Raw genomic sequence first — 19,296 nt, forward strand, 5'->3', positions numbered from 1 at the left:
GTGGTGGTCGCCGTGGGCGGCACGCCGGAGTCCTCGGCCAAAGCGGCGGAGGCGGTCGCCGCCCGCACGTCCCGGATGACCTGGCTCGCGTACGACGGATTCGACCAGCAGTGGCACGGCATCGGCGAGGAGCGGCCGCTCGCCGAGTCGCTCGCCCGTGCCGATCTCGTCCTGGTCGGGATGGGCATGCCCCGCCAGGAGCGCTGGATCCTGGAGAACCGGGACCTCGCCCCGCGGGCGGCGTTCGCGAACGTGGGGGGGCTGCCTCGACTACATCGCCGGCACGCAGGCGCTCGCCCCGCGGTGGATGGGCGCCCTGGGCGTGGAGTGGCTGTTCCGCCTGGCGCGCGACCCGCGCCGGCTCGCGGCCCGCTACCTCCTCGAGCCGCTGCAGCTGCTCCGCATCGTCCTGTCCGGCCGGTCCTGCGCGAAGCGGACGCACGGCCCGTGCGACTCTCCGCGGCCCTCCGGCCGGGTGTCGAGCGGAGTCGGTCCGCACTGATCCCCGCCGGCGGGCCGCCTCAGGCCTGAGCGGAGTACTTCTCCTCGGTGGCGGCCTTCGCGGGGCGCCACCAGTCCTCGTTGGCGCGGTACCAGTCGATGGTGGCGGCGAGTCCGGCGTCGAAGTCGGTGTAGCGGGGGCGCCAGTCGAGTTCGGTGCGCAGGCGGGTGGAGTCGATGGCGTAGCGGAGGTCGTGTCCGGCGCGGTCGGTGACGTGGTCGAAGGCGTCCTCGGGTTGTCCGAAGGCGGTGAGGATGCGGGTGACGACGTCGAGGTTGCTCTTCTCGCCGTCGGCGCCGATGAGGTAGGTCTCGCCGATCTCGCCGCGGTCGATGATGGCCCAGACGCCGGTGTTGTGGTCGTCGACGTGGATCCAGTCGCGGACGTTGGCGCCGGTGCCGTAGAGCTTGGGGCGGATGCCGTCGATGGCGTTGGTGATCTGGCGGGGGATGAACTTCTCGACGTGCTGGTAGGGGCCGTAGTTGTTGGAGCAGTTGGAGATCGTGGCGCGCACGCCGAAGGAGCGCACCCAGGCGCGCACGAGGAGGTCGCTGGCTGCCTTGGTCGAGGAGTAGGGGCTGGAGGGGTTGTAGGGGGTGTGCTCGGTGAAGCGCGCGGGGTCCTCGAGCTCGAGGTCGCCGTACACCTCGTCCGTCGAGATGTGGTGGTACCGCACGTCGTGCGCGCGCACCGCCTGCAGGAGCGCGAAGGTGCCGATGACGTTCGTCGCGAGGAAGGGCGTCGGGTCGTGCAGGGAGTTGTCGTTGTGCGACTCCGCGGCGAAATGGACCACCAGATCCGCGTCGGCGACCAGCCGGTCCACCAGCTCGGCGTCGGCGACGTCGCCCTCGACCAGCCGCACTCGGTCGGCGACGGGGGCGAGGGAGTCGCGGCTGCCCGCGTAGGTGAGCTTGTCGAGCACGGTGATCCGCGCGTCGGGACGCTCGCGCAGGGTGAGGTGGACGAAGTTGCTGCCGATGAAGCCGGCACCGCCGGTGACGAGGATCCGCACGGGTTCTCCTGGAGGTCGGGAAGGTCGGGGGAGGCCGGGCTCAGCGGCCCGCGTTCACGCCTTCGAGGCTGAGCAGGCGGTGGAGGTAGGCGCCGTAGCCGCTCTTGACCAGCGGTGCGGCGAGCTCGGCGAGGCGGGCGTCGTCGATCCAGGAGTTGCGCCAGGCGATCTCCTCGATGCAGCCGATCTTGAACCCCTGCCTCTGCTCGATCACGCGCACGAACTCCGTCGCCTCGATCATGGAATCGAAGGTCCCGGTGTCGAGCCAGGCCGTTCCCCGGTCGAGGACCTGGACGTTCAGCCGCCCCGCCTCGAGGTAGCGCTCGTTGATCGTCGAGATCTCGAGCTCGCCGCGGGCCGAGGGCGTGATCGTCTTCGCGATCGCCACGACGTCGTTGTCGTAGAAGTAGAGGCCGGGCACGGCGTAGTTGCTGCGCGGCTGCTCGGGCTTCTCCTCGATGGAGACGGCTCGGAAGTGCTCGTCGAACTCGACGACCCCGTAGGCGCGCGGGTCGGCGACCTGGTAGGCGAAGATGACGGCGCCCTCGATCGTGGTGTTCGCCGCGAGGGCGGTGCCCAGGGCGGTGCCGTGGAAGATGTTGTCGCCCAGGACCAGGGCGACCGACTCGTCGCCGATGAACTCCTCGCCGATCAGGAACGCCTGCGCGAGCCCGTCGGGGGAGGGCTGCACGGCGTACTCGATCCGCATGCCCAGGCTCGACCCGTCGCCCAGCAGGGCGCGGAACTGGTCGTTGTACTCGGGGGTCGTGATCACGAGGACCTCGTCGATCCCGGCCATCATCAGCGTCGACAACGGGTAGTAGATCATCGGCTTGTCGTAGATCGGCATCAGCTGCTTTGAGATGCCCTTGGTGATCGGCCACAACCGCGACCCCGAACCACCCGCGAGGACGATGCCCCTCATCGGAGCAGCCCCGGGTGAGGAGCGGCGGCGGGGGTCCGCTGCACAGCCGAGGGGAGCGTGAAGATCTGCGGGGAGAGGGTCACGGAGCCGACTCTATCGGCGGCGCCTCGGTGCCTCCGCATGCCGGTGCGGCGGGCGCGGAACCCGTGGCGGGGACTGACGGTCGAGCGACCGCTACCGACGCGATCCGACTCCGTGAGCGGCGCGCACGCCGCCCCCGCCTCCGTATCGCGCCTCCCACTCGGAGGCCGCCGGGCACGGGGATAACTTCTCCGACGTCCGCGGCTCCGCCTGCCGCGACGGAGAGAGGTACCGCCCTGTGCACGAGGTCATCGACCAGCGGGATTCCGCGCTCCTCCCGTCTCCCGGTCCCTGCCGCCGATCCCCCCTGACGGGGGGAGTCCGCCCGTGCTGACCATCGGGATCGCCGCCCTCGACGCCTGGCACGCGGCTCCGCTCGAGCGCGCCTGGCGCCGCCAGGGGCACCGCGTGGTCGTGGTGACCGGTGACCCGGAGGGGTTCAGCGGGGCGGAGCTCCGCCCCAGCGTGCTCGCCCGCTTCCTCGAGCCCGCCCGCCGGAGGGGCGCCGGGTCCGTCGGGCTCGCCGTCGTCACGCGCCGGGCCCGCCGACTGCTCGCTCCGGAGCGGCCCGACCTCGTGGTGGCTCTCCCGGGGACGGCCGTGGAGCTCGCCGGGCTCGCTCCGATGACCGTCCTCCTGGCCGACGACCTCCCGGCACTCCCGCGCCTCCGGTTCGAAGAGGAGCGCCGCGGTGCTGTCGTCGTCACCCCGACGGAGCGGCTCGCGTCAGCCCTCGCGGGAACGGTCGTGCCCCTGGGCCTGCCGGACGCGTCGTTCCCGACGCCGTCCGCCCCCGACGGGCCCCTCCGCTTCGCCGCCGTGGGAGCCTCCTGTCTCGACCGGGGCGCCGAGCGGCTCGATCTCCTCGCCCGCCTGGACGGCACCGAGTACGTCACCGTGATCGACGACGGCGGCGGCATCGCCGACGACCTCGCGTCGGGGCTGCGCTCCGTCGGCGAGCAGGACCGCGACGGCGTCGTCGAGGTGCTCCGCCACTCCCACGTGTACGCCCACCTGACGCCGTCGACGACCGGCGCGGCCGCCGGACTCGACGCGCTGGCGAGCGGGCTGCCGGTCCTCTCTATCGAGTCGAGCGTCCTGGCCGATCTCTGCGCGGCGGGGGCGGGCGTGGTCCTCTCCGACGACGCGACGCGCGAGGAGTACGAGGACGCCCTCCACCGGCTCCGACGCGAGTGGACGGCTCTCTCCCGGGGGGCCGCCGAGCTCGCGCGGGAGCGCCCGTGGTCCGTCGCGGCCGAGGAGATCCTCGCCCTCGCGGAGGGACGCGTCCGTGTCGCCTGAACCGGTCCCGGCTGTCGGCGCCTCCGCCGACGCGATGCTGCCGAACGCCGTCGCCCTGCGCCTGGCCGCCGTGCTGGTGCAGTACAGCCTGCGGACGCACGGCGTCCGCAGCCTCGTGGTGAAGGGCGAGGGTCTGCACCGCCAGGGGATCCGCGCGCCGATGACGTCGGCCGACGTCGACCTCTGGGTCGACCCCGAGCGCTTCGACGAGGCTCTCGGGCTGCTCGCCTCGATGGGCTGGCGCCGCCGCGCCGAGGCTCTCAGCTGGACGCTCTTCGTCGACCACTCGATCACGCTCGTCCACCCCTCGTGGCCGTGTGACGTCGACGTCCACCGCTCCTTCCCGGGTGCCTTCGAGGAGGAGCGGATCGTCTTCGACCGCCTCTGGGCGGCCGCCGAGGATCTGCCGCTGAGCGACGAGACCCTGCGGATCCCCGGGCGCGCGCACCACCTCGTGCTGCACGCCCTGCACCAGCTGCGCAGCGCGCGCTCCGCCTCGGCGACCACGGCGCTGGCGGTTCTGAAGGCGCACGCCGCCGGCCTTCCGAGCGAGGAGCGTGAGGCGATCCGCGACGCGGCCGTCGAGCTCGGCGCGCAGACGCCGATGACGGAGCTCCTCACCTCTTGGGGAGTCCCCGCCGCGCCCGAGGAGCGCTACCGGCAGGCCCAAATTCTCTGGGACGTGCGCCGCAGCTCCGACCGGCACACCTTCAACTGGCTGCACGCCGTGGCGTCCGCTCCCTGGCACCTGAAGGGAGGCCTGCTGGTGAGAGCCGCCTTCCCCACCCGCGCGGATCTCGAGGCGAGCCATCCTGAGGCGACGACGGTCCGGCGTCGGCTCCGGCTCCGGGGGGAGCGGACCCTGCGGGCGCTCCGAGGCCTCCCCTCCGCCCTCACCGGTTTCGCCCGGGTGGCGCTGAGCGGCCGCAGCGAGGAGCAGGGCCCGGCGTCCTCGTTCGAGGCGATCGCGGAGGCCACGGCGCCGGCGAGCGACCTCCCGGCCTCGTCCGACCCCGCGGCGAGCGCCGTGCATCCGGTGGAGGCCTCCGCGGAGGCGCAGGGGGGCAGCGCGCCGCCGGCCCAGCGCTTCGCCGTCGAGCGCACGGACGGTCAGGTCTACGTGCTCGACCTGTCCCGCCCGTCGGTGCCCCCGATCGTGCTCTCGCTGAGCGCCGCCTCGGTCTTCGAGGCCGTGATCCGGCAGCGCCGACCCCGGGACGAGGTCGTCGACCTCCTCGCCGATCACTACGATGTCGACCGCGGGACGATGGGCCGCGACGTCGACGCCGTCCTGGCCGAACTCGACGTCCGCTTCCCGGGCGCGGTTCCCGACGGGGCGCTCTCATGAGGGCCGCCCGTTCCCGATCCCTGCGGATCCTGCACGTCCTCGACTCCTTCGAGGACGGCGGAGCGCAGCGTGTGGCCCTCTCCCTGGGCGCGTGGAGCCGCGAGCACGGCTGCGAGACCGCCTACTGGGGGCGTCCCGGGCCGCTCAGCGACCGCGCCGCGCAGGAGTCGCCCGTCTTCGTGGTGCCGAGACCGAGACAGGGCTTCGCGGCCGATCTCCGCGGCCTCGCTCTCGCCGTCCGCCGGTTCCGCCCGCACATCCTGCACGCCCACCAGCGCCGCGAGGCTCTGCTGGCCCTCCTCATCGGCGCCGCGCTCGGTGTCCCCGTGGTCGAGCACGCGCACACCGAGCTGCCCGGGATCGACAGGCGAGCGCTCTCCTTCCGCTCCCGGCGGGTGTTCGCCGTCTCCGCCTCCGTGGGGCGGATGGTCGTCGAGGGCTACGGCCGCCCGCAGGATCGCGTCGTGGTCACCGGCAACGCCCCGGCGAACGTCACCGCGGAGCCCGCGAGCGCGCCGGAACTCGCCGAGCCGGTCGTCCGCGTCCTCGGCATCGGGCGGCTCGCGGAGCAGAAGGACCCGGTCCGCTTCCTCGCGGCCGTCGAGGCCCTCGCCCGGGTCCGGCCCGTCACCGGCACCTGGCTCGGCGACGGTCCGATGCTGCCGGTGCTGCGCGAGCGCGCCCGGGGAGCCGGAGTGGTCGACTTCGCCGGTCCGTCGGCGGACGTGACCGGAGCGCTGGACGCGGCGTATCTCCTCCTGTCGACCTCGCGGTGGGAGGGGACTCCGCTCGTGATGCTGGAGGCGATGGCCCGCCGTCGCCCGGTCGTGGCGACCGACGTCGGCGGTGTGGGTGAGCTGCTCGCCGACGGTCGGGGCCTCCTGCTCCCCGCCGACGCCGACGGGGAGCGGATCGCCGAGCTCCTCGCCGCCGCTCTGGAGCGACCCGAGGGGCTCCTGATGCAGGCCGACCGCGCGAAGGCGTGGGTGGACGAGGCCGCCTCGCCCGACGCCGTCTTCGGACCCGTCGTCGCCGCCTACCGCGAGCTCGGGGGCCGACGGTGAGCGGGGGCGTGCACTCGGTGACCGTCGTGGCTCCCTGCTATAACGCGATCGCCCGGCTCGACGGCTTCCTCGCGCGGCTCGCACTCACTCTCGGACCGGGGACGCGGGTCGTCCTCGTCGACGACGCGTCCTCGGACGGCACGGCGGAGGTGCTCGAGAAGTGGGCCGAGGGACGCGAGGACGCCCGGGTCCTGCTCCTCGAGCAGAACGGCGGCGTCGCTGCCGCCCGGAACCGCGCCCTCGACGGCATCGACTCCGAGTTCGTCTGGTTCGTGGACGTCGACGACGAGTGGGACACGGAGATCCTCCGGACCCTCACCGCCGAGGCCGAGCGGACGGCGGCCGACGTCGTCGTCTGCCGGGCGCTCTACCGCACCCGGCAGTCGACCTCCGGACGTGTGATCGACGGCCTCGACCGGCGCGAACTGGTCTCGTCCGAACTCGCTCTCGAGCGGATGGCGTCCGGGCGCCTGCACGGCTTCCTCTGGAACAAGCTCTTCCGCCGCGCCGTCCTGCAGGAGGAGCTCTTCCCGCGCTTGAGCTCCCAGTCCGACTTCGTCGGCGTGCTGCGGGCGGTCCAGGCGTCGGAACGGGTGCTCTTCGTGCCGGAGGTCCTCTACTCCTACGTCCACACGGCGTCCTCGATCACCCGTCGGCGCGACCCGGACCTCCGGAACCTCCTGGTCTGCGCCGAGGAGATGCGCGCGGCGCTCGCCCGTACGTTCGAGGAGGTGCCGCGCCCGCTGTCGGACTGGTTCACGACCTGGTTCTACGCCGTCCCCGTCGCGCTCACCCCGATCCGCCAGAACTCCGACGCGGCGCTCGTCGAGACCGGCGTCCGGCTCGGGTCCGAGGCGCTGCGCGACGTCCGCGTGCTCCGCTCCGCGCGGTCGCCGCGGCTGCTCGTCCTGGGGCTGGTGCTCAAGCACGTCCCCGCCGCCTTCACGGCGCTCAGCCGGATCCTCTACGCCGTGCACGACACCCGCCGCCGGCTCTCCGATCGGAGGAGCACCCGGTGGACGACGTGACCGTCCCCGTGCAGGCGGCCGCGACCGGCCCCTTCCGCACACCAGCTCCGTTCCCTCCCTCCCGCACCGACCCCCGAGGAGCACCGGCATGACCTCCTACATCACCGGCCGCATCGAGCGGATGCCGGCCAGCATCACCACGCTCGACGAGGCGGCGGAGGCCGTGCTCGAGCTGTCCCGGAGCGGCCGCGACGAGCTGGTCGTCACGCCGAACACCGACCACTTCGTGCGCTGGAAGCACTCCGGCGAGTTCCGGCGGTACTACGGCCGGGCGTCCCTCGTGGTGCTCGACGGGGCGCCTCTGGTCTGGCTGGCCCGCTCGTACGGCCACCGCACGGCGAGCCGCGTGACGGGCATCGACCTCTTCACCGAGGTCTGCCGCCGCGCGGCGCTCGAGGGTGCGCCGGTCGCTCTCATCGGCGGACGCCCCGGAGTCGGCGATCGCGCAGCCGCCGAGCTGCAGCAGCGCTTCGCCGGGCTCCAGATTCCGGTCGTCGTCTCGCCGGAGCCGGCCGAGCTCGCGGACGACGCCTACCTCGCCCGCCTCTCCTCGACCCTGCGCACGGCCGACGTCCGCATCGTCGCGCTCTGCCTCGGCTCCCCCAAGCAGGAGGAGGTCCGCGAGCGCCTGCTCGCCGTCGGCGGCACGGGAGCGGTGTGCCTCGGCGTCGGCGCCGCCGTGGACTTCCTCGCCGGCGAGATCCCGCGGGCGCCGCTCGTGGTGCAGCGCCTCGGCCTCGAGTGGGCGCACCGGCTCAGCCGGGAGCCCGGCAGGCTCTGGCGGCGCTATCTGGGCGACGCCGTGCGGGTGCTGCCGAGCGTGGTCGCGGCCCTCCGCTACCGGGTGCGCCGTGCCGTCCGCTGAGCACGCGGGCGGCGTCGCCGGCGAGAGGCCGCTGGTCCTGGTCTGGAAGCGCGCGTGGCTGCAGGACTCCGAGACGTTCGTCCGCAATCAGATGCACGGACTCGAGCGCTGGCGCGCCCTCGGAGTGGGCCTCGAGCGCACCGGCTCGGGCGTCCTCCACGACCGCACGGACATCGTCCTGCACGATCCGATCACCCCTCGCGGGCGGCGGTCCCTCCTCCTGCGGTGGCTCGGAGTGTCACGACGGCTCGACGCGATCGTCGATGAGCACCGGCCCGCCCTCATCCATGCGCACTTCCTCATCGACGCCGTCTCCATCGCCCGGTACGCACGGAGGAGGCGCCTCCCGCTCGTCGTGACGGGGCACGGCTACGACGTGACCAGCTGGCCGCTCGCGACCGGAGCTCCGCGCCTGCTCCGACCCCTCGCCCGAGCTCACCGCGCCCTCGAGGCCCGCACCGTCTTCCGTACCGCGCACGCGGTGATCGGCGTGTCCCGCTTCATCACCGACGGGCTCCTGCGCCTGGGGGCGGACCCGCGGCGCACCGGAGTGGGCTACATCGGCGTCCCGACCTCCCGCCCCGAGGCCGCACCGGCTGCGGAGCGCGCGGGAATCGTCTTCGTCGGACGCCTCACCGACAAGAAGGGCGTCCCGGATCTGCTCGAGGCGGTCGCCGCCCTCCCCGGACCAATCCGCGACGTCCCCCTGACCGTCGTCGGCGACGGCCACCTGCGGGGGGCGCTCGTCGAGCAGGCGGCGCGGCTGGGCCTGCAGGTGACCTTCACCGGCTCCCTGCCCCCCGCCGAGGTCGCCCGCATCCTCGCCGGCGCCGCGGTCTTCTGCGCACCGTCGCGGACCGCGGCGACAGGCGACTCCGAGGGCTTCGGCATGGTCTTCCTCGAGGCCGCGCTCGCAGGCGTCCCTGTCGTCTCGTACCGCCACGGCGGCGTCCCGGAGGCGGTCCAGGACGGCGTCACCGGGCTGCTCGTCCCGGAGGGGGACGTGCCCGGCCTGACCGGGGCGCTCGCCGCCCTGCTCCGGGACCCGGACCGCGCGGAGCGGATGGGCGCGGAGGGGCGGGAGCGCGTGCTCGCCTCGTTCGACCACGCCGAGCGGATCCGCGACCTCGAGGACCTCTACGACCGGGCGGCCGGCCGATCGATGCCGACGACGACGGACGGAGATCGCGGATGAGCCGCGCCGAGCACCGCGCCGATGATCCGCGACCGGGCCTCCGTCCGGCCTCCGCCGGGCGGGAGAGGTGAGCCTGCGCCGGAGCACCGTCGACGCGACCGCCTGGACGGCGGTCTCGTTCGCCGTCGCGCTCGTCGTGCAGCTCGGGCAGTTCGCGCTCCTGGCGAGACTGCTGGACCCCTCCGAGATGGGGATCATCGCGATCGTCGCCCTGCTCAACGCGTTCGTCGACATCTTCCTCGGAATGGGGGTCGCCCAGGCGATCATCCAGCGCCGGAGGGCGACCAGCTTCGAGCTCTCGTCGGTCTTCTGGCTCAACCTCTCCGTCGGGCTCCTGGTCACCGTCGCCGTCCTCCTGGGCGCCGCACCGATCGCCTCCCTGCTCGGGTCCGCCGCCGCGGCGCCGGTCCTCACCGTCGCCTCGCTCGTGTTCGTGGGCAGCGCAGCCGGGCAGGTGCCGAGAGCGGTGCTCGAGAAGGGGATCCGGTTCCGAGCGGTCGCCGTGTCCGAGACGATCGCTCTCGTCGGCGGCTTCGCCGTGACGGTCTGCCTCGCGGTCTCGGGCGCGGGGGCGCTCTCCTATGCGTGGGGGCTCGTCGCGACCGCGGCTCTGCGCTCCGTGCTCGCCCTCGTGCAGGCCCGCCGCTGGTTCCGGCTGCGGTTCCGGTTCCGGATCCGCGAGACCGCCCGCTTCCTCTCCTTCGGCGTCTTCCAGACCCTCGACGGCATCGTCAACTACCTGGGCTCGAACGCCGGCTCGCTCGCGATCGGCCGCCTGCTCGGACCGGCCCAGCTGGGCGGGTACACCCTGGGATACAACCTCGCCGTGAACCTCCCCGCGAGGGTCAACCCGATCGTGACGCGGGTGATGTTCCCGGTGTTCTCCTCGATCCAGCACGACCGTGAGCGCGTCGCGCGGAACCACCTCCGCGTCACCGCGGTGCTCAGCATGGCGAGCATCCCGCCGCTGATGCTGGTGGCGCTGCGCTCCGAGGAGATCGTGCGGCTGTTCTACGGACCCGGCTGGGGCTGGATCGCGGGCATGACGAGCGCACTGACGGTGGTGGGCGCGGTGCGGGCGATCGGCAATCCGGTCGGCTTCATCCTGATGGCGATGGACCGGGTGCGGTTCGGGCTGGTCGTGAACATCGTGAAGACCGCGATCACGGTCCCGATGATCGTCGGCGGGGGAGTGCTGTTCGGACTCGACGGCTTGATCGGCGGGCTGCTGCTCTCGAGCGCTCTCGGCTTCGCCGTCACCTGCGCCGTGCTGCGGGTGGTGCTCGGAGTGCGCCTCGGCGCGTTCCTGCGCGCGTGCGCCGCGGGGCCGCTGCTCGCCGCACCGATGGCGATCGTGCTGCTCCTGCTCCGCCTGCTCCCCGAGGGCGCGCCCCTGCGGCTGCTCCCGGTGGAGCTGGCGCTCGCGGGCCTTGTGCTGGGAGCGACCGCCCTCCTGGCGCCGGGGCGCGACATCGCCGAGGCGCGATCGCTCGTCCTGTCGCGACTGCCCGCCCGGCTCCGGCTCGGCTCCGCCGCCCCGGTCGAGGTCGCCGTGGTGCTGGCCGCCGAGGAGCGCTTCGACGGCAGCGGGGGAGCCGTGGCGACCTGGGTCCGCGAGACGGTGTCCCGCTCCTCGCTCCGGATCGCCGTGCACGCGCCGTGGTCGTCGGCGTCACCGGGCGTGGACGTCAGGCCCCATCGTCTGTACCGGCGGATCTACGCGGTCCAGCGGCGCGCGGCACTCCTCCTGGCGCGTCGGCGCGACAGCGACCCGGGCGCCGAGCTGCGTCGGCTGTCCTTCGGTGGCCGCTTCTGGCTGCTGGTGCTCGCTCCGTCGCTGCGCCGTGTCCCGACGGTCTGGATCCACAACCGCCCCCGCTACGCCGTGCGCCTGCGCCGCCTGGGCTACCGGGGCCGGATCGTCGCACACCTGCACAACGACCTGCTCGATCACCTGCCGCCCGATCCCGCCGCGGCCCGGCGCTACCTCGACGCGGTCGACGAGTGGATCTTCTGCAGCGAGTTCCTGCGCGCCCGAGCGGTCGACCGGTACGGCCTGATCACCACAGCCGTCCTGTACAACGGGGTCGTCCCTCCGCCCGAGGTCCCGCCGGCGCCGCTCGGCGGGACTGCGGAGGCGGTCTTCGCCGGGCGACTGGTGGCCGAGAAGGGAGCCCGCGAGGCCGTCGAGATCGTGAGGCGGATGCGGACCGAGCACGGCGCCGATCTGCGACTGGTCATCGCCGGCGCATCGGGCCTCGGGGACGATGCGACGCCCAGCCCGTACGTCCGAGCGCTCGACGAGGCGGTCGCCACCCTGCCCGGCGCCGTGCGCCGGCTCCCGTTCCTCCGGCACGAGGACCTGCTGGAGCTGTTCGGCTCCTCGGCGCTCCTGCTCTACCCCTGCCGCTGGAACGAGCCGTTCGGGATGGTGGTGGTGGAGGCGCTCTCGCGGGGGATCCCCGTCGTGACGGTCGAGCGCGGAGGCCTCCCCGAGATCCTGCGCACCTCCGACGGAGTGGTCGACGGATCCGTCCTCGTCCCGCCGGGCACGGAGGAGGAGGTCGCGGACGCCGTCCTCGCGGAGCTCCCCGCCCTCATCGCCTCGCTGCGCGATCCCCGGCGACGCGCGGAGGTCGCTGCGGCGTCGCGGCGCCGAGCGGCGGACTTCGGCTGGCCGGGCATCGCCCGCCGCGCGGACGAGCTGCTGGCACACCCCCGCGACTGAGGCGGGACCGCCGCGCGCACACGGATCGACGTTCCGCGCCAAGCCCGTCGAGGCTCGTGCCGCGCGATTAGTGTCGGCGCGACATGCCACCTGCATCCCCTCTCCCGCCCGCGTCCGCCGACGCCACCGCCTCTCCCGTGCTGCTCGATCCGCCTCCCGCCCCGGACCGGCGCCCGCGGACGACCCTCCCGCCGCGAGAGGTCGGCCCGTCGTCCCGGAATCGGCGCGCCGCTCCTCCGCTCCGCCAGACGGAGGCCGCCACCGGCACCTCCGCGGAACGGCTCTGACATGGGCCGCCACGCCGACGACGCCCTCCTCCGCCGCCCGACCGCCTCTCGTCCCTCCGTCATCGCCGCGACCCGCGTCACCGACGCTCCGGAGACCCGCGGGCGGCCGTCGCGCGCGCCGGCGGGTCCCGCTCAGCGGCGGCACGAGCGGATCGTCCTCGTCTTCCTCGCGGTGCTCCTGGCGCTGAGCGTCGTGCAGCTCTACACCCTGGGCCCCGTCACCGCTCCGGTCGCCTGGAGCCTGCTCTTCCTCCCGTACTCCGTGGCTCGGCTGCGCGGCGGGCGGATCGACCGATTCGTGGTCGTGGTCCTCCTCGTGATCGCCGGCACCCTCTTCGCGCTCACCTACTCCGGAGCACGCGCGGCCGCGCTGCGCGACGTGGTCTCCGTCGTCTCCTTCCTCACTCCGTACCTGGCCGTCCGCGGGCTCGGCGACGGCGCCTGGCGTGTCGTCGGCCGCGCCCTCAACTGGGCGGCGCCCGTGTTCCTCCTCCAGGTGACGCTCACGATCCTCTTCCAGCTCGATCCCGTGCAGGAGACCGCCTACCTCCGGTGGCCGGACGCGGTGCTGTTCTCCGACATCTACGTGCGGGACATCTTCACGACGTCCTTCAACAACGTCCTGCAGGAGAAGTCGGGAGGGTTCTTCCTCAACGGCAACATCGCCTCGATGTACATGGCCACGACCGGCGCGCTCGCCTTCGCCGTCTGGAGACGGCAGCGGGGGAGGCTCCTCCTGCTCGTCGCCGTCGCCGGGCTGGTCGGCGCCCTCTTCACGCTGTCCAAGACCGCGATCGTCCTCGCGATCGTCCTGCCCCTGCTGGTCGCCGCGATCCGCGGACTCAAGGGACGCAGCCTCGGTCCGGTCGCCTGGATGATCACCATCCCCTCCGGGATCACGGCCGTGTACGCCGTCGCCGTGTCCTTCCCTCAGCTGGCGGAGGCGGGCCTGCTCACGCTCGGGGCCCGCGGCGACTTCCTGCGCCTGGCTGCGAGTGCGTTCCCCGACAACTGGCTGCTGGGGCTGGGGTACGGCGGATGGCAGGAGCTGTGGCTGGCGCGCGGGTCGCAGTTCACCCAGCACAGCGAGCCGCGCCCGCCTCACAACCTCCTCGTCACCGCGTGGACCAACGGCGGGCTCCTGATCGCGCTCCCCGTCCTCGCGTTCCTCCTCCTCGCCACCGTCGCCGTCGTGCGCCTGCTCCTCCGGGTCGCCCGGAACGAGGCCGTCGCCGTCGGGGCGCTCGCCGTCGCCGTCCTCTGGACGTTCCTGCACGGGATGGCCGACAACACCACCTGGTTCGGCGATCAGCACTCGCTCGCGACGCTCGCCGTCTCCGTGGCGCTCGTGGGCGTCCTGTCGGCGGAGGCGCCCGCCACGCCGGGCCGAGTGCCTCACGGAAGCGCTCCGGCGGCCTCGGCCGGCGCGGGTCGGGCGCCGCTGCGACGGCCGCCGAGCCCCGGCCTCGGGCGGCGCTGACGCGACCGCCGCGCCGCAGCCGGTCCGGACACGGACCGCGCCGGTATCATCGACCCGTTATGGCACGCATCTACGACTGCTCCGTCGACACGGACCTCCTGACCGGCACCCGTCTCGCGCGGACGGCCATCGGCCGCGGCGAGCTCGTGGTGATCCCCACCGACACCGTCTACGGCGTCGCGGCCAACGCGTTCGACGCCGCCGCGGTCCAGCGCCTGCTCGACGCGAAGGGACGGACGAGGCAGTCGCCGCCGCCCGTCCTGATCGGGGACGTGGCCGCCCTCGACGCCCTCGCCGAGAACGTGCCGGAGGCGGTGCGCGACCTCGCGCGCGAGTTCTGGCCCGGCGGGCTCACCGTCGTCCTGCACGCCCAGCCCTCACTCGTCTGGGACCTGGGCGAGACGCGCGGGACCGTGGCGCTGCGCATGCCGGACAACCCGGTGACGATCGAGCTCCTCGCCGAGACCGGCCCGCTGGCGGTCTCCTCCGCCAATCGCACGGGGCAGCCCTCGGCCACGACCGCACAGGAGGCGTTCGACCAGCTCGGCGACTCCGTCGACGTCTATCTCGACGCCGGCGCCGCCGGATCGCGCTACAGCGACCGCCCCGCGGGCGCCAGCGAGTCCTCGACGATCGTCGACGCGACAGCGCTGAGCTTCGAGGGCGGCACCCTGCGCATCCTGCGCCAGGGCGTCGTGTCGGCCGAGCGGATCCGCGAGGTCGTCGGAGACCTGCTGCCGGATCCGGACGCGCCTCGTGCCGAGACGTCGGAGCCCGACGCCTCCACGGCCGGCGCGGCGCAGGCCGGGTACCAGCAGGAGCCCGCCGAGACCGCGACCGGCAGCGACCCGTACGCCTTCGAGCGGACCCCGACCGCGCGCCCCGACTGGGCCTCCGGCGCCCGCCTACAGGACGACGCCGCTCCCGTCGATTCCGCCGATGCGCCGGACACGGGCTCGTCGAGCACGAACCTGCCGACGCCCAACACCGGCACCGGCGCCGCCCGCACCGACTCCGCTCCGGGTGAGTAACCGGTGATCACCTTCGCCCTCGTCTCGCTCGCGGTCGCGCTCGTGACCGGAGCGCTGTCGTGGGTCATCTGGAAGCTGAGCCTGAAGTACCGGCTCTACCCGAAGATCCGCGTCAGGGACATGCACACGCGGCCGACCCCCCGCCTGGGCGGCATCGCGATGTTCCTCGGGATCCTCGTCGGCTTCGGCATCGCCTCCCAGCTGCCCTACTTCCGGCTGGTGTTCGCCAATCCCGAGCCGATCCTCGCGATCCTCGGCGCGAGCCTGCTCATCGTCCTCATCGGCGTCGCCGACGACATCTGGGACCTGGACTGGACCACGAAGCTGGCCGGTCAGCTGATCGCCGCGGGCCTGATCGCCTGGAAGGGCGTGCAGATCGTCTCCCTGCCGATCGGCGGCCTGACCGTCGGCTCGCCGTGGATGTCGCTGATCATCACCGTGCTCGCGATCGTCCTGGTCACCAACGCTCTCAACTTCATCGACGGCCTCGACGGCCTCGTGGCGGGCGTCGCCCTGATCGCCAACGGCGTCTTCTTCCTCTACAGCTACCTGCTGGTGCAGCAGACCTCGCCCACCGACTACTTCAACCTGGCCTCGCTCATCGCGGTCCTGCTCGTCGGCGCCTGCGCCGGATTCCTCCCCATCAACTGGCGTCCGGCGCGGATGTTCATGGGCGACAGCGGCGCACTGCTGATCGGGATGCTGATGGCCACCTCCGCGATCGCGGTCACCGGCCAGATCGACCCGGCCCAGCTCGCGGCGAAGGAGCTCCTGCCCGCGTTCATCCCGATCATCCTGCCGTTCGCGATCCTCGTGGTGCCGCTGATGGACTTCGGCCTCGCCGTGATCAGGCGCCTGCGCGCGGGAAAGTCGCCGTTCAGCGCCGACCGGAAGCACCTGCACCACCGCCTGCTCGACATGGGGCACTCCCACCTGCACGCCGTGCTGATCTTCTACGCGTGGACCGCCGTCGTCGCCGTCAGCTGCCTGCTGATGTTCGTGGTCGACGTGCTGTGGGTCCCGCTCGTCTTCCTCGGAGCCGGTCTGCTGGTCTGCACCGTCGTCACGCTCGCCCCGCTCAGCCGCCGCAAGCGGCTCGAGGCGGCGGCGCAGTCCGCGGAGGCCTCACCCGTCCTCGACCCCCTCGACCGCGCGTCCTCGACGGAGCTGCTCCGTCCGCCGGCCGGACTCCCGATCGACCGGGACACGACAGCGCCGACCACGGCGCGGAAGGAAGCATCATGACCGGAGCCTCCCCGGCCACCCCCCGTCCGCAGCCCGCGTCCGTACCCGTCCTGCGTCGCGCGCTGGTCGTGGGCGGCCTCTTCGTGCTCGCCCTGGCCGTTCTCGGCACCGTCGTCGGCGGGATCGCCGCCGGGGGAGAGGGCGCGATCGGAGCCCTCCTCGGCGCGATCGTCGGCGGCGTGATGGTGCTCCTCACCGCCGCGAGCATCCTCGTCGCCAACCGCCTCGACATCGGCGGGTTCTTCGCCGTCGTCCTCGGCACGTGGCTCGCCAAGTTCGTGCTGTTCGTGATCGCCGCCCTGGTCCTGCGCGATCAGCCGTGGCTGAACAGCACCGCGATGTTCGTCACGATCATCGTCGCCGTCCTGGGGTCCCTGGTGATCGACGTCCTGGTCGTCTCGCGCTCGCGCATGCCGAACGTCAGCGACATCGCTCGATGAGGACGAGCCGAACGGTTCCTGAGAGGACCACGATTCGGCTCTCAGGCCGTTCTGTTGCTACAGTAGGGACGAATCCCGCAGGCGAACGTGTCCTCAGATCGTCTCATCGTTGATGGCGGTCGTCGAGCACGATCGCCGTCCGAGCGGAAAACCCCACCTTTCGTCGTCGCGAGAGCGTTGCGTCCGAATGATTCGATTCGGTCGGCTGCAACGTGCCACGCCCCGAATTCCAGGAGCTAGCGCTGTTTGCTAACGCTGTGACCCTGTTGGTCTCGTCCTCGACCGGTGAGAGTGACTTCCACACCCCGTCGATCTCCGAGTTCTTCCCGCCCGGTTTCCTCTTCGAGGGAACCCCATTCGAGATCAACCGCGTCATGCTGGTCCGCTTCATCGCGGTCATCGCACTGATGCTGTTCTTCTGGCTCGGGACGCGCAAGCTGCGCCTCGTCCCCGGCCGCTTCCAGAACGTCGTCGAGCTCGCGTTCGACTTCGTCCGCGTCACCATCGCCAAGGACATCCTCGGCGAGAAGGACGCGCGCCGGTTCCTCCCGATCCTCGTGACGATCTTCTTCGCGATCATCTCGATGAACCTGACCGGCATCGTCCCGTTCCTGAACATCGCGGGGACCTCCGTGGTGGGCATGCCGCTCTTCCTCGGCCTGGTCGCCTACGTGACGTTCATCTACGCGGGCATCAAGGACCGGGGGATGGGCTTCTTCAAGAACGCCCTGTTCCCGCCCGGAGCGCCGTTCCTGATCTACTTCATCCTCACGCCGATCGAGCTGCTGCAGACGTTCATCATCCGTCCGCTCTCGCTCGCACTGCGGCTCGTGATGAACATGATCGTCGGCCACCTCCTGCTGGTGCTGTGCTTCTCGGCCACGCAGTTCTTCCTCTTCAGCTCCCAGATCGACCCGGGCTTCAAGCTCTTCGGCGTCGTGACCTTCGCCTTCGGCGGTGCGTTCACGCTCTTCGAGCTCCTCGTCGCCGTGCTGCAGGCCTACATCTTCACCCTCCTCGCTGCGGTCTACATCCAGTTGGCCGTCGCCGAGGAGCACTGACCCCACTACTCACGGGCTCCCGCCCGTTCTCACGATCACCCCACTGAAAGGACCCACTCGTGGACTCAGTCACCGTTCTCGCCGAACTCACCGGCAACATCGCGACGGTCGGTTACGGCCTCGCAGCGATCGGCCCCGGCATCGGTGTCGGCATCGTCGCGGGCAAGACCGTCGAGGCCATGGCGCGCCAGCCCGAGATGGCCGGCCGCCTCCAGACCACGATGTTCCTCGGCATCGCGTTCACCGAGGTGCTCGCGCTCATCGGCCTCGCCACCTACTTCATCTTCGCGGCGTAGTCGTGTTCAGCACCGCTGTGAACATCGCTGCGGAAGAAGGTGACGTCCCCGCGGTCATTCTGATCCCGGAGTTCTACGACTTCTTCTGGTCGGGGGTGATCTTCCTCATCCTGCTGTTCTTCTTCTGGAGGCTGGTCCTGCCGCGCCTGCAGAAGATGCTCGACGCGCGCTCCGCCGCGATCGAGGGGAACATCGCGAAGGCCGACGAGGCCCAGCGACAGGCCGAGGCCGCCCTCGAGAAGTACACCGCCCAGCTGGCCGAGGCCCGCGCCGAGGCCGGAGTGATCCGTGAGAAGGCGAACGCCGACGGCAACGCGATCGTGGCGGCGAAGAAGGAGCAGGCGCAGGTCGAGGCCGAGCGCATCCTCCACAACGCGCACGCCCAGATCGAGGCGGACCGTCAGGCCGCCGTGGTCTCGCTCCGCTCCGAAGTCGGAACCCTCGCCATCGACCTCGCCTCCGGCGTGATCGGCGAGAGCCTCAACGACGACGCGAAGGCGTCCGCGATCGTGGACCGCTTCCTCGCCGACCTCGAGGCCTCGGAGAAGGCGAACAACTGATGGGCAGCGCGTCCAGGCAGGCACTCGCATCGGCGAAGGCGGAGCTCTCCGCCCTCGCCGGTCAGGCGTCCCTCGACACGGCCCAGCAGCTCTTCGAGGCCGCACGGGTCATCGACGGCCAGGCGCAGCTGCGCGCGGCCCTCGCCGACCCGAGCGCCGACTCGAGCAGCAAGCAGGCTCTCGTCGCCCGCGTGTTCGGTCCCTTCGGCGAGCCGGCCAAGCGCCTGCTCACCGTGATCGTCGGCCACCGCTGGTCGAGCCCGAGCGACATGGTCGCCGGGGTCGAGGAGGTCGGGGTCCGCGCGATCGCGTCGTCCGCTCCGGAGGGCGTCAACCTCGAGAAGGAGCTCCACTCCTTCGGCGAGGTCGTCGCCTCCGACGCCCAGCTCGAGCTCGCGCTCGGCAGCAAGCTCGCCGCCGCCGACTCGAAGGTCGCGCTCGTGCAGCGCCTCCTCGAGGGCAAGGCCGCGGCCGAGACGCTGGCGATTCTCCGGCAGCTGATCGCGCACCCGCGAGGTCGCCGCATCCCGGAGCTCGTCCGCTTCGCAGCAGGCGTGGTCGCCGACCAGGGCGGGTTCATCCTCGCCACGGTCTCGGTCGCCGCACCGATCGCCCCCGAGCAGCTCGACCGGCTCCGCTCGGCGCTCACGCGCCAGTACAGCCGACCGGTCTCCGTCAACGTCGTGGTCGATCCCTCCCTCCTGGGCGGGATGCGCCTGCACGTCGGCGACGAGGTCATCGACGGAACCGTCTCCGCACGGCTGTCCGACCTGAAGCTCCAGCTCGCGTCCTGACGGGCGCACGTATCCTCAGAGGGCACTGCCCTCGACCCCCGCACCATCCAGG

The 19,296-nt window shown here is 72.3% G+C and carries 18 protein-coding genes and 1 pseudogene; 17 read left to right on the forward strand and 2 right to left on the reverse strand.

Annotated elements, in window-relative coordinates; genetic code table 11:
- Positions 1-3: 3 nt before the first annotated feature.
- Positions 4-192 (forward strand): annotated as a pseudogene (locus C5C53_RS17590) (hypothetical protein); the annotation flags it as partial.
- Complete coding sequence (locus C5C53_RS17385) at positions 158-502, forward strand: WecB/TagA/CpsF family glycosyltransferase (protein ID WP_258075372.1); 345 nt, start codon at positions 158-160, stop codon at positions 500-502. The pseudogene C5C53_RS17590 and the gene C5C53_RS17385, both read left to right, overlap by 35 nt.
- Positions 503-521: 19 nt before the next feature.
- Here the strand turns inward: C5C53_RS17385 and rfbB are convergent, their stop codons facing one another.
- Entirely contained in the window at positions 522-1,514 is a 993-nt protein-coding gene (rfbB, locus tag C5C53_RS04750) for a dTDP-glucose 4,6-dehydratase (RefSeq protein WP_104223009.1), read from the reverse strand.
- Between the two features lie 40 nt (positions 1,515-1,554).
- Positions 1,555-2,439, reverse strand: coding sequence for a glucose-1-phosphate thymidylyltransferase RfbA (rfbA, locus tag C5C53_RS04755; protein ID WP_104223010.1), 885 nt, complete (start codon positions 2,437-2,439; stop codon positions 1,555-1,557).
- Between the two features lie 408 nt (positions 2,440-2,847).
- Between rfbA and C5C53_RS04760 the strand changes: the two genes are divergently transcribed.
- The 15 genes from C5C53_RS04760 (at position 2,848) to C5C53_RS04830 (ending at position 19,244) form a co-directional block, all read left to right on the forward strand.
- Entirely contained in the window at positions 2,848-3,822 is a 975-nt protein-coding gene (locus C5C53_RS04760; RefSeq protein WP_104266956.1) for a hypothetical protein, read from the forward strand.
- A complete protein-coding gene (locus tag C5C53_RS04765; RefSeq protein ID WP_104266957.1) occupies positions 3,812-5,170 on the forward strand; it encodes a PqqD family peptide modification chaperone in 1,359 nt (452 codons plus the stop codon). Before C5C53_RS04760 ends, C5C53_RS04765 begins: the two co-directional genes overlap by 11 nt.
- Entirely contained in the window at positions 5,167-6,234 is a 1,068-nt protein-coding gene (locus C5C53_RS04770; RefSeq protein WP_104266958.1) for a glycosyltransferase family 4 protein, read from the forward strand. The genes C5C53_RS04765 and C5C53_RS04770 overlap by 4 nt, the downstream gene beginning before the upstream one ends.
- 8 nt (positions 6,235-6,242) lie before the next feature.
- A complete protein-coding gene (locus tag C5C53_RS04775; RefSeq protein WP_181127713.1) occupies positions 6,243-7,262 on the forward strand; it encodes a glycosyltransferase family 2 protein in 1,020 nt (339 codons plus the stop codon).
- Positions 7,263-7,350: 88 nt separating this feature from the next.
- Entirely contained in the window at positions 7,351-8,127 is a 777-nt protein-coding gene (locus tag C5C53_RS04780; protein WP_104266960.1) for a WecB/TagA/CpsF family glycosyltransferase, read from the forward strand.
- Positions 8,114-9,322, forward strand: coding sequence for a glycosyltransferase (locus tag C5C53_RS04785; protein ID WP_104266961.1), 1,209 nt, complete (start codon positions 8,114-8,116; stop codon positions 9,320-9,322). Before C5C53_RS04780 ends, C5C53_RS04785 begins: the two co-directional genes overlap by 14 nt.
- Before the next feature lie 67 nt (positions 9,323-9,389).
- The gene (locus tag C5C53_RS04790; protein ID WP_104266962.1) at positions 9,390-12,050 is read left to right on the forward strand and encodes an MOP flippase family protein; all 2,661 of its coding nucleotides are present in this window, start codon (positions 9,390-9,392) and stop codon (positions 12,048-12,050) included.
- A 288-nt stretch (positions 12,051-12,338) separates the two neighbouring features.
- A complete protein-coding gene (locus tag C5C53_RS04795; protein WP_104266963.1) occupies positions 12,339-13,817 on the forward strand; it encodes an O-antigen ligase in 1,479 nt (492 codons plus the stop codon).
- Positions 13,818-13,876: 59 nt separating this feature from the next.
- Positions 13,877-14,848, forward strand: coding sequence for an L-threonylcarbamoyladenylate synthase (locus C5C53_RS04800; RefSeq protein ID WP_104266964.1), 972 nt, complete (start codon positions 13,877-13,879; stop codon positions 14,846-14,848).
- A gap of 3 nt (positions 14,849-14,851) precedes the next feature.
- Positions 14,852-16,093 carry an MraY family glycosyltransferase gene (locus C5C53_RS04805; RefSeq protein WP_181127714.1) on the forward strand — a complete coding sequence of 414 codons (1,242 nt, stop codon included), beginning with the start codon at positions 14,852-14,854 and terminating at the stop codon, positions 16,091-16,093.
- A complete protein-coding gene (locus C5C53_RS04810; RefSeq protein WP_104223021.1) occupies positions 16,090-16,533 on the forward strand; it encodes a hypothetical protein in 444 nt (147 codons plus the stop codon). Before C5C53_RS04805 ends, C5C53_RS04810 begins: the two co-directional genes overlap by 4 nt.
- Before the next feature lie 257 nt (positions 16,534-16,790).
- Positions 16,791-17,594, forward strand: a complete 804-nt coding sequence (gene atpB / locus C5C53_RS04815; protein ID WP_068254016.1) for a F0F1 ATP synthase subunit A — start codon at positions 16,791-16,793, stop codon at positions 17,592-17,594.
- 59 nt (positions 17,595-17,653) lie between these two features.
- Positions 17,654-17,890, forward strand: a complete 237-nt coding sequence (locus C5C53_RS04820) for an ATP synthase F0 subunit C (RefSeq protein WP_055794702.1) — start codon at positions 17,654-17,656, stop codon at positions 17,888-17,890.
- Positions 17,891-17,892: 2 nt separating this feature from the next.
- Positions 17,893-18,450 (forward strand): F0F1 ATP synthase subunit B, encoded by a 558-nt coding sequence (locus tag C5C53_RS04825; RefSeq protein WP_244229449.1) that lies wholly within the window; start codon positions 17,893-17,895, stop codon positions 18,448-18,450.
- A complete protein-coding gene (locus tag C5C53_RS04830) occupies positions 18,450-19,244 on the forward strand; it encodes a F0F1 ATP synthase subunit delta (protein ID WP_104232703.1) in 795 nt (264 codons plus the stop codon). Before C5C53_RS04825 ends, C5C53_RS04830 begins: the two co-directional genes overlap by 1 nt.
- Positions 19,245-19,296 lie beyond the last annotated feature (52 nt).

The organism is Rathayibacter sp. AY1E3, assembly GCF_002932235.1.
Taxonomy (GTDB): domain Bacteria; phylum Actinomycetota; class Actinomycetes; order Actinomycetales; family Microbacteriaceae; genus Rathayibacter.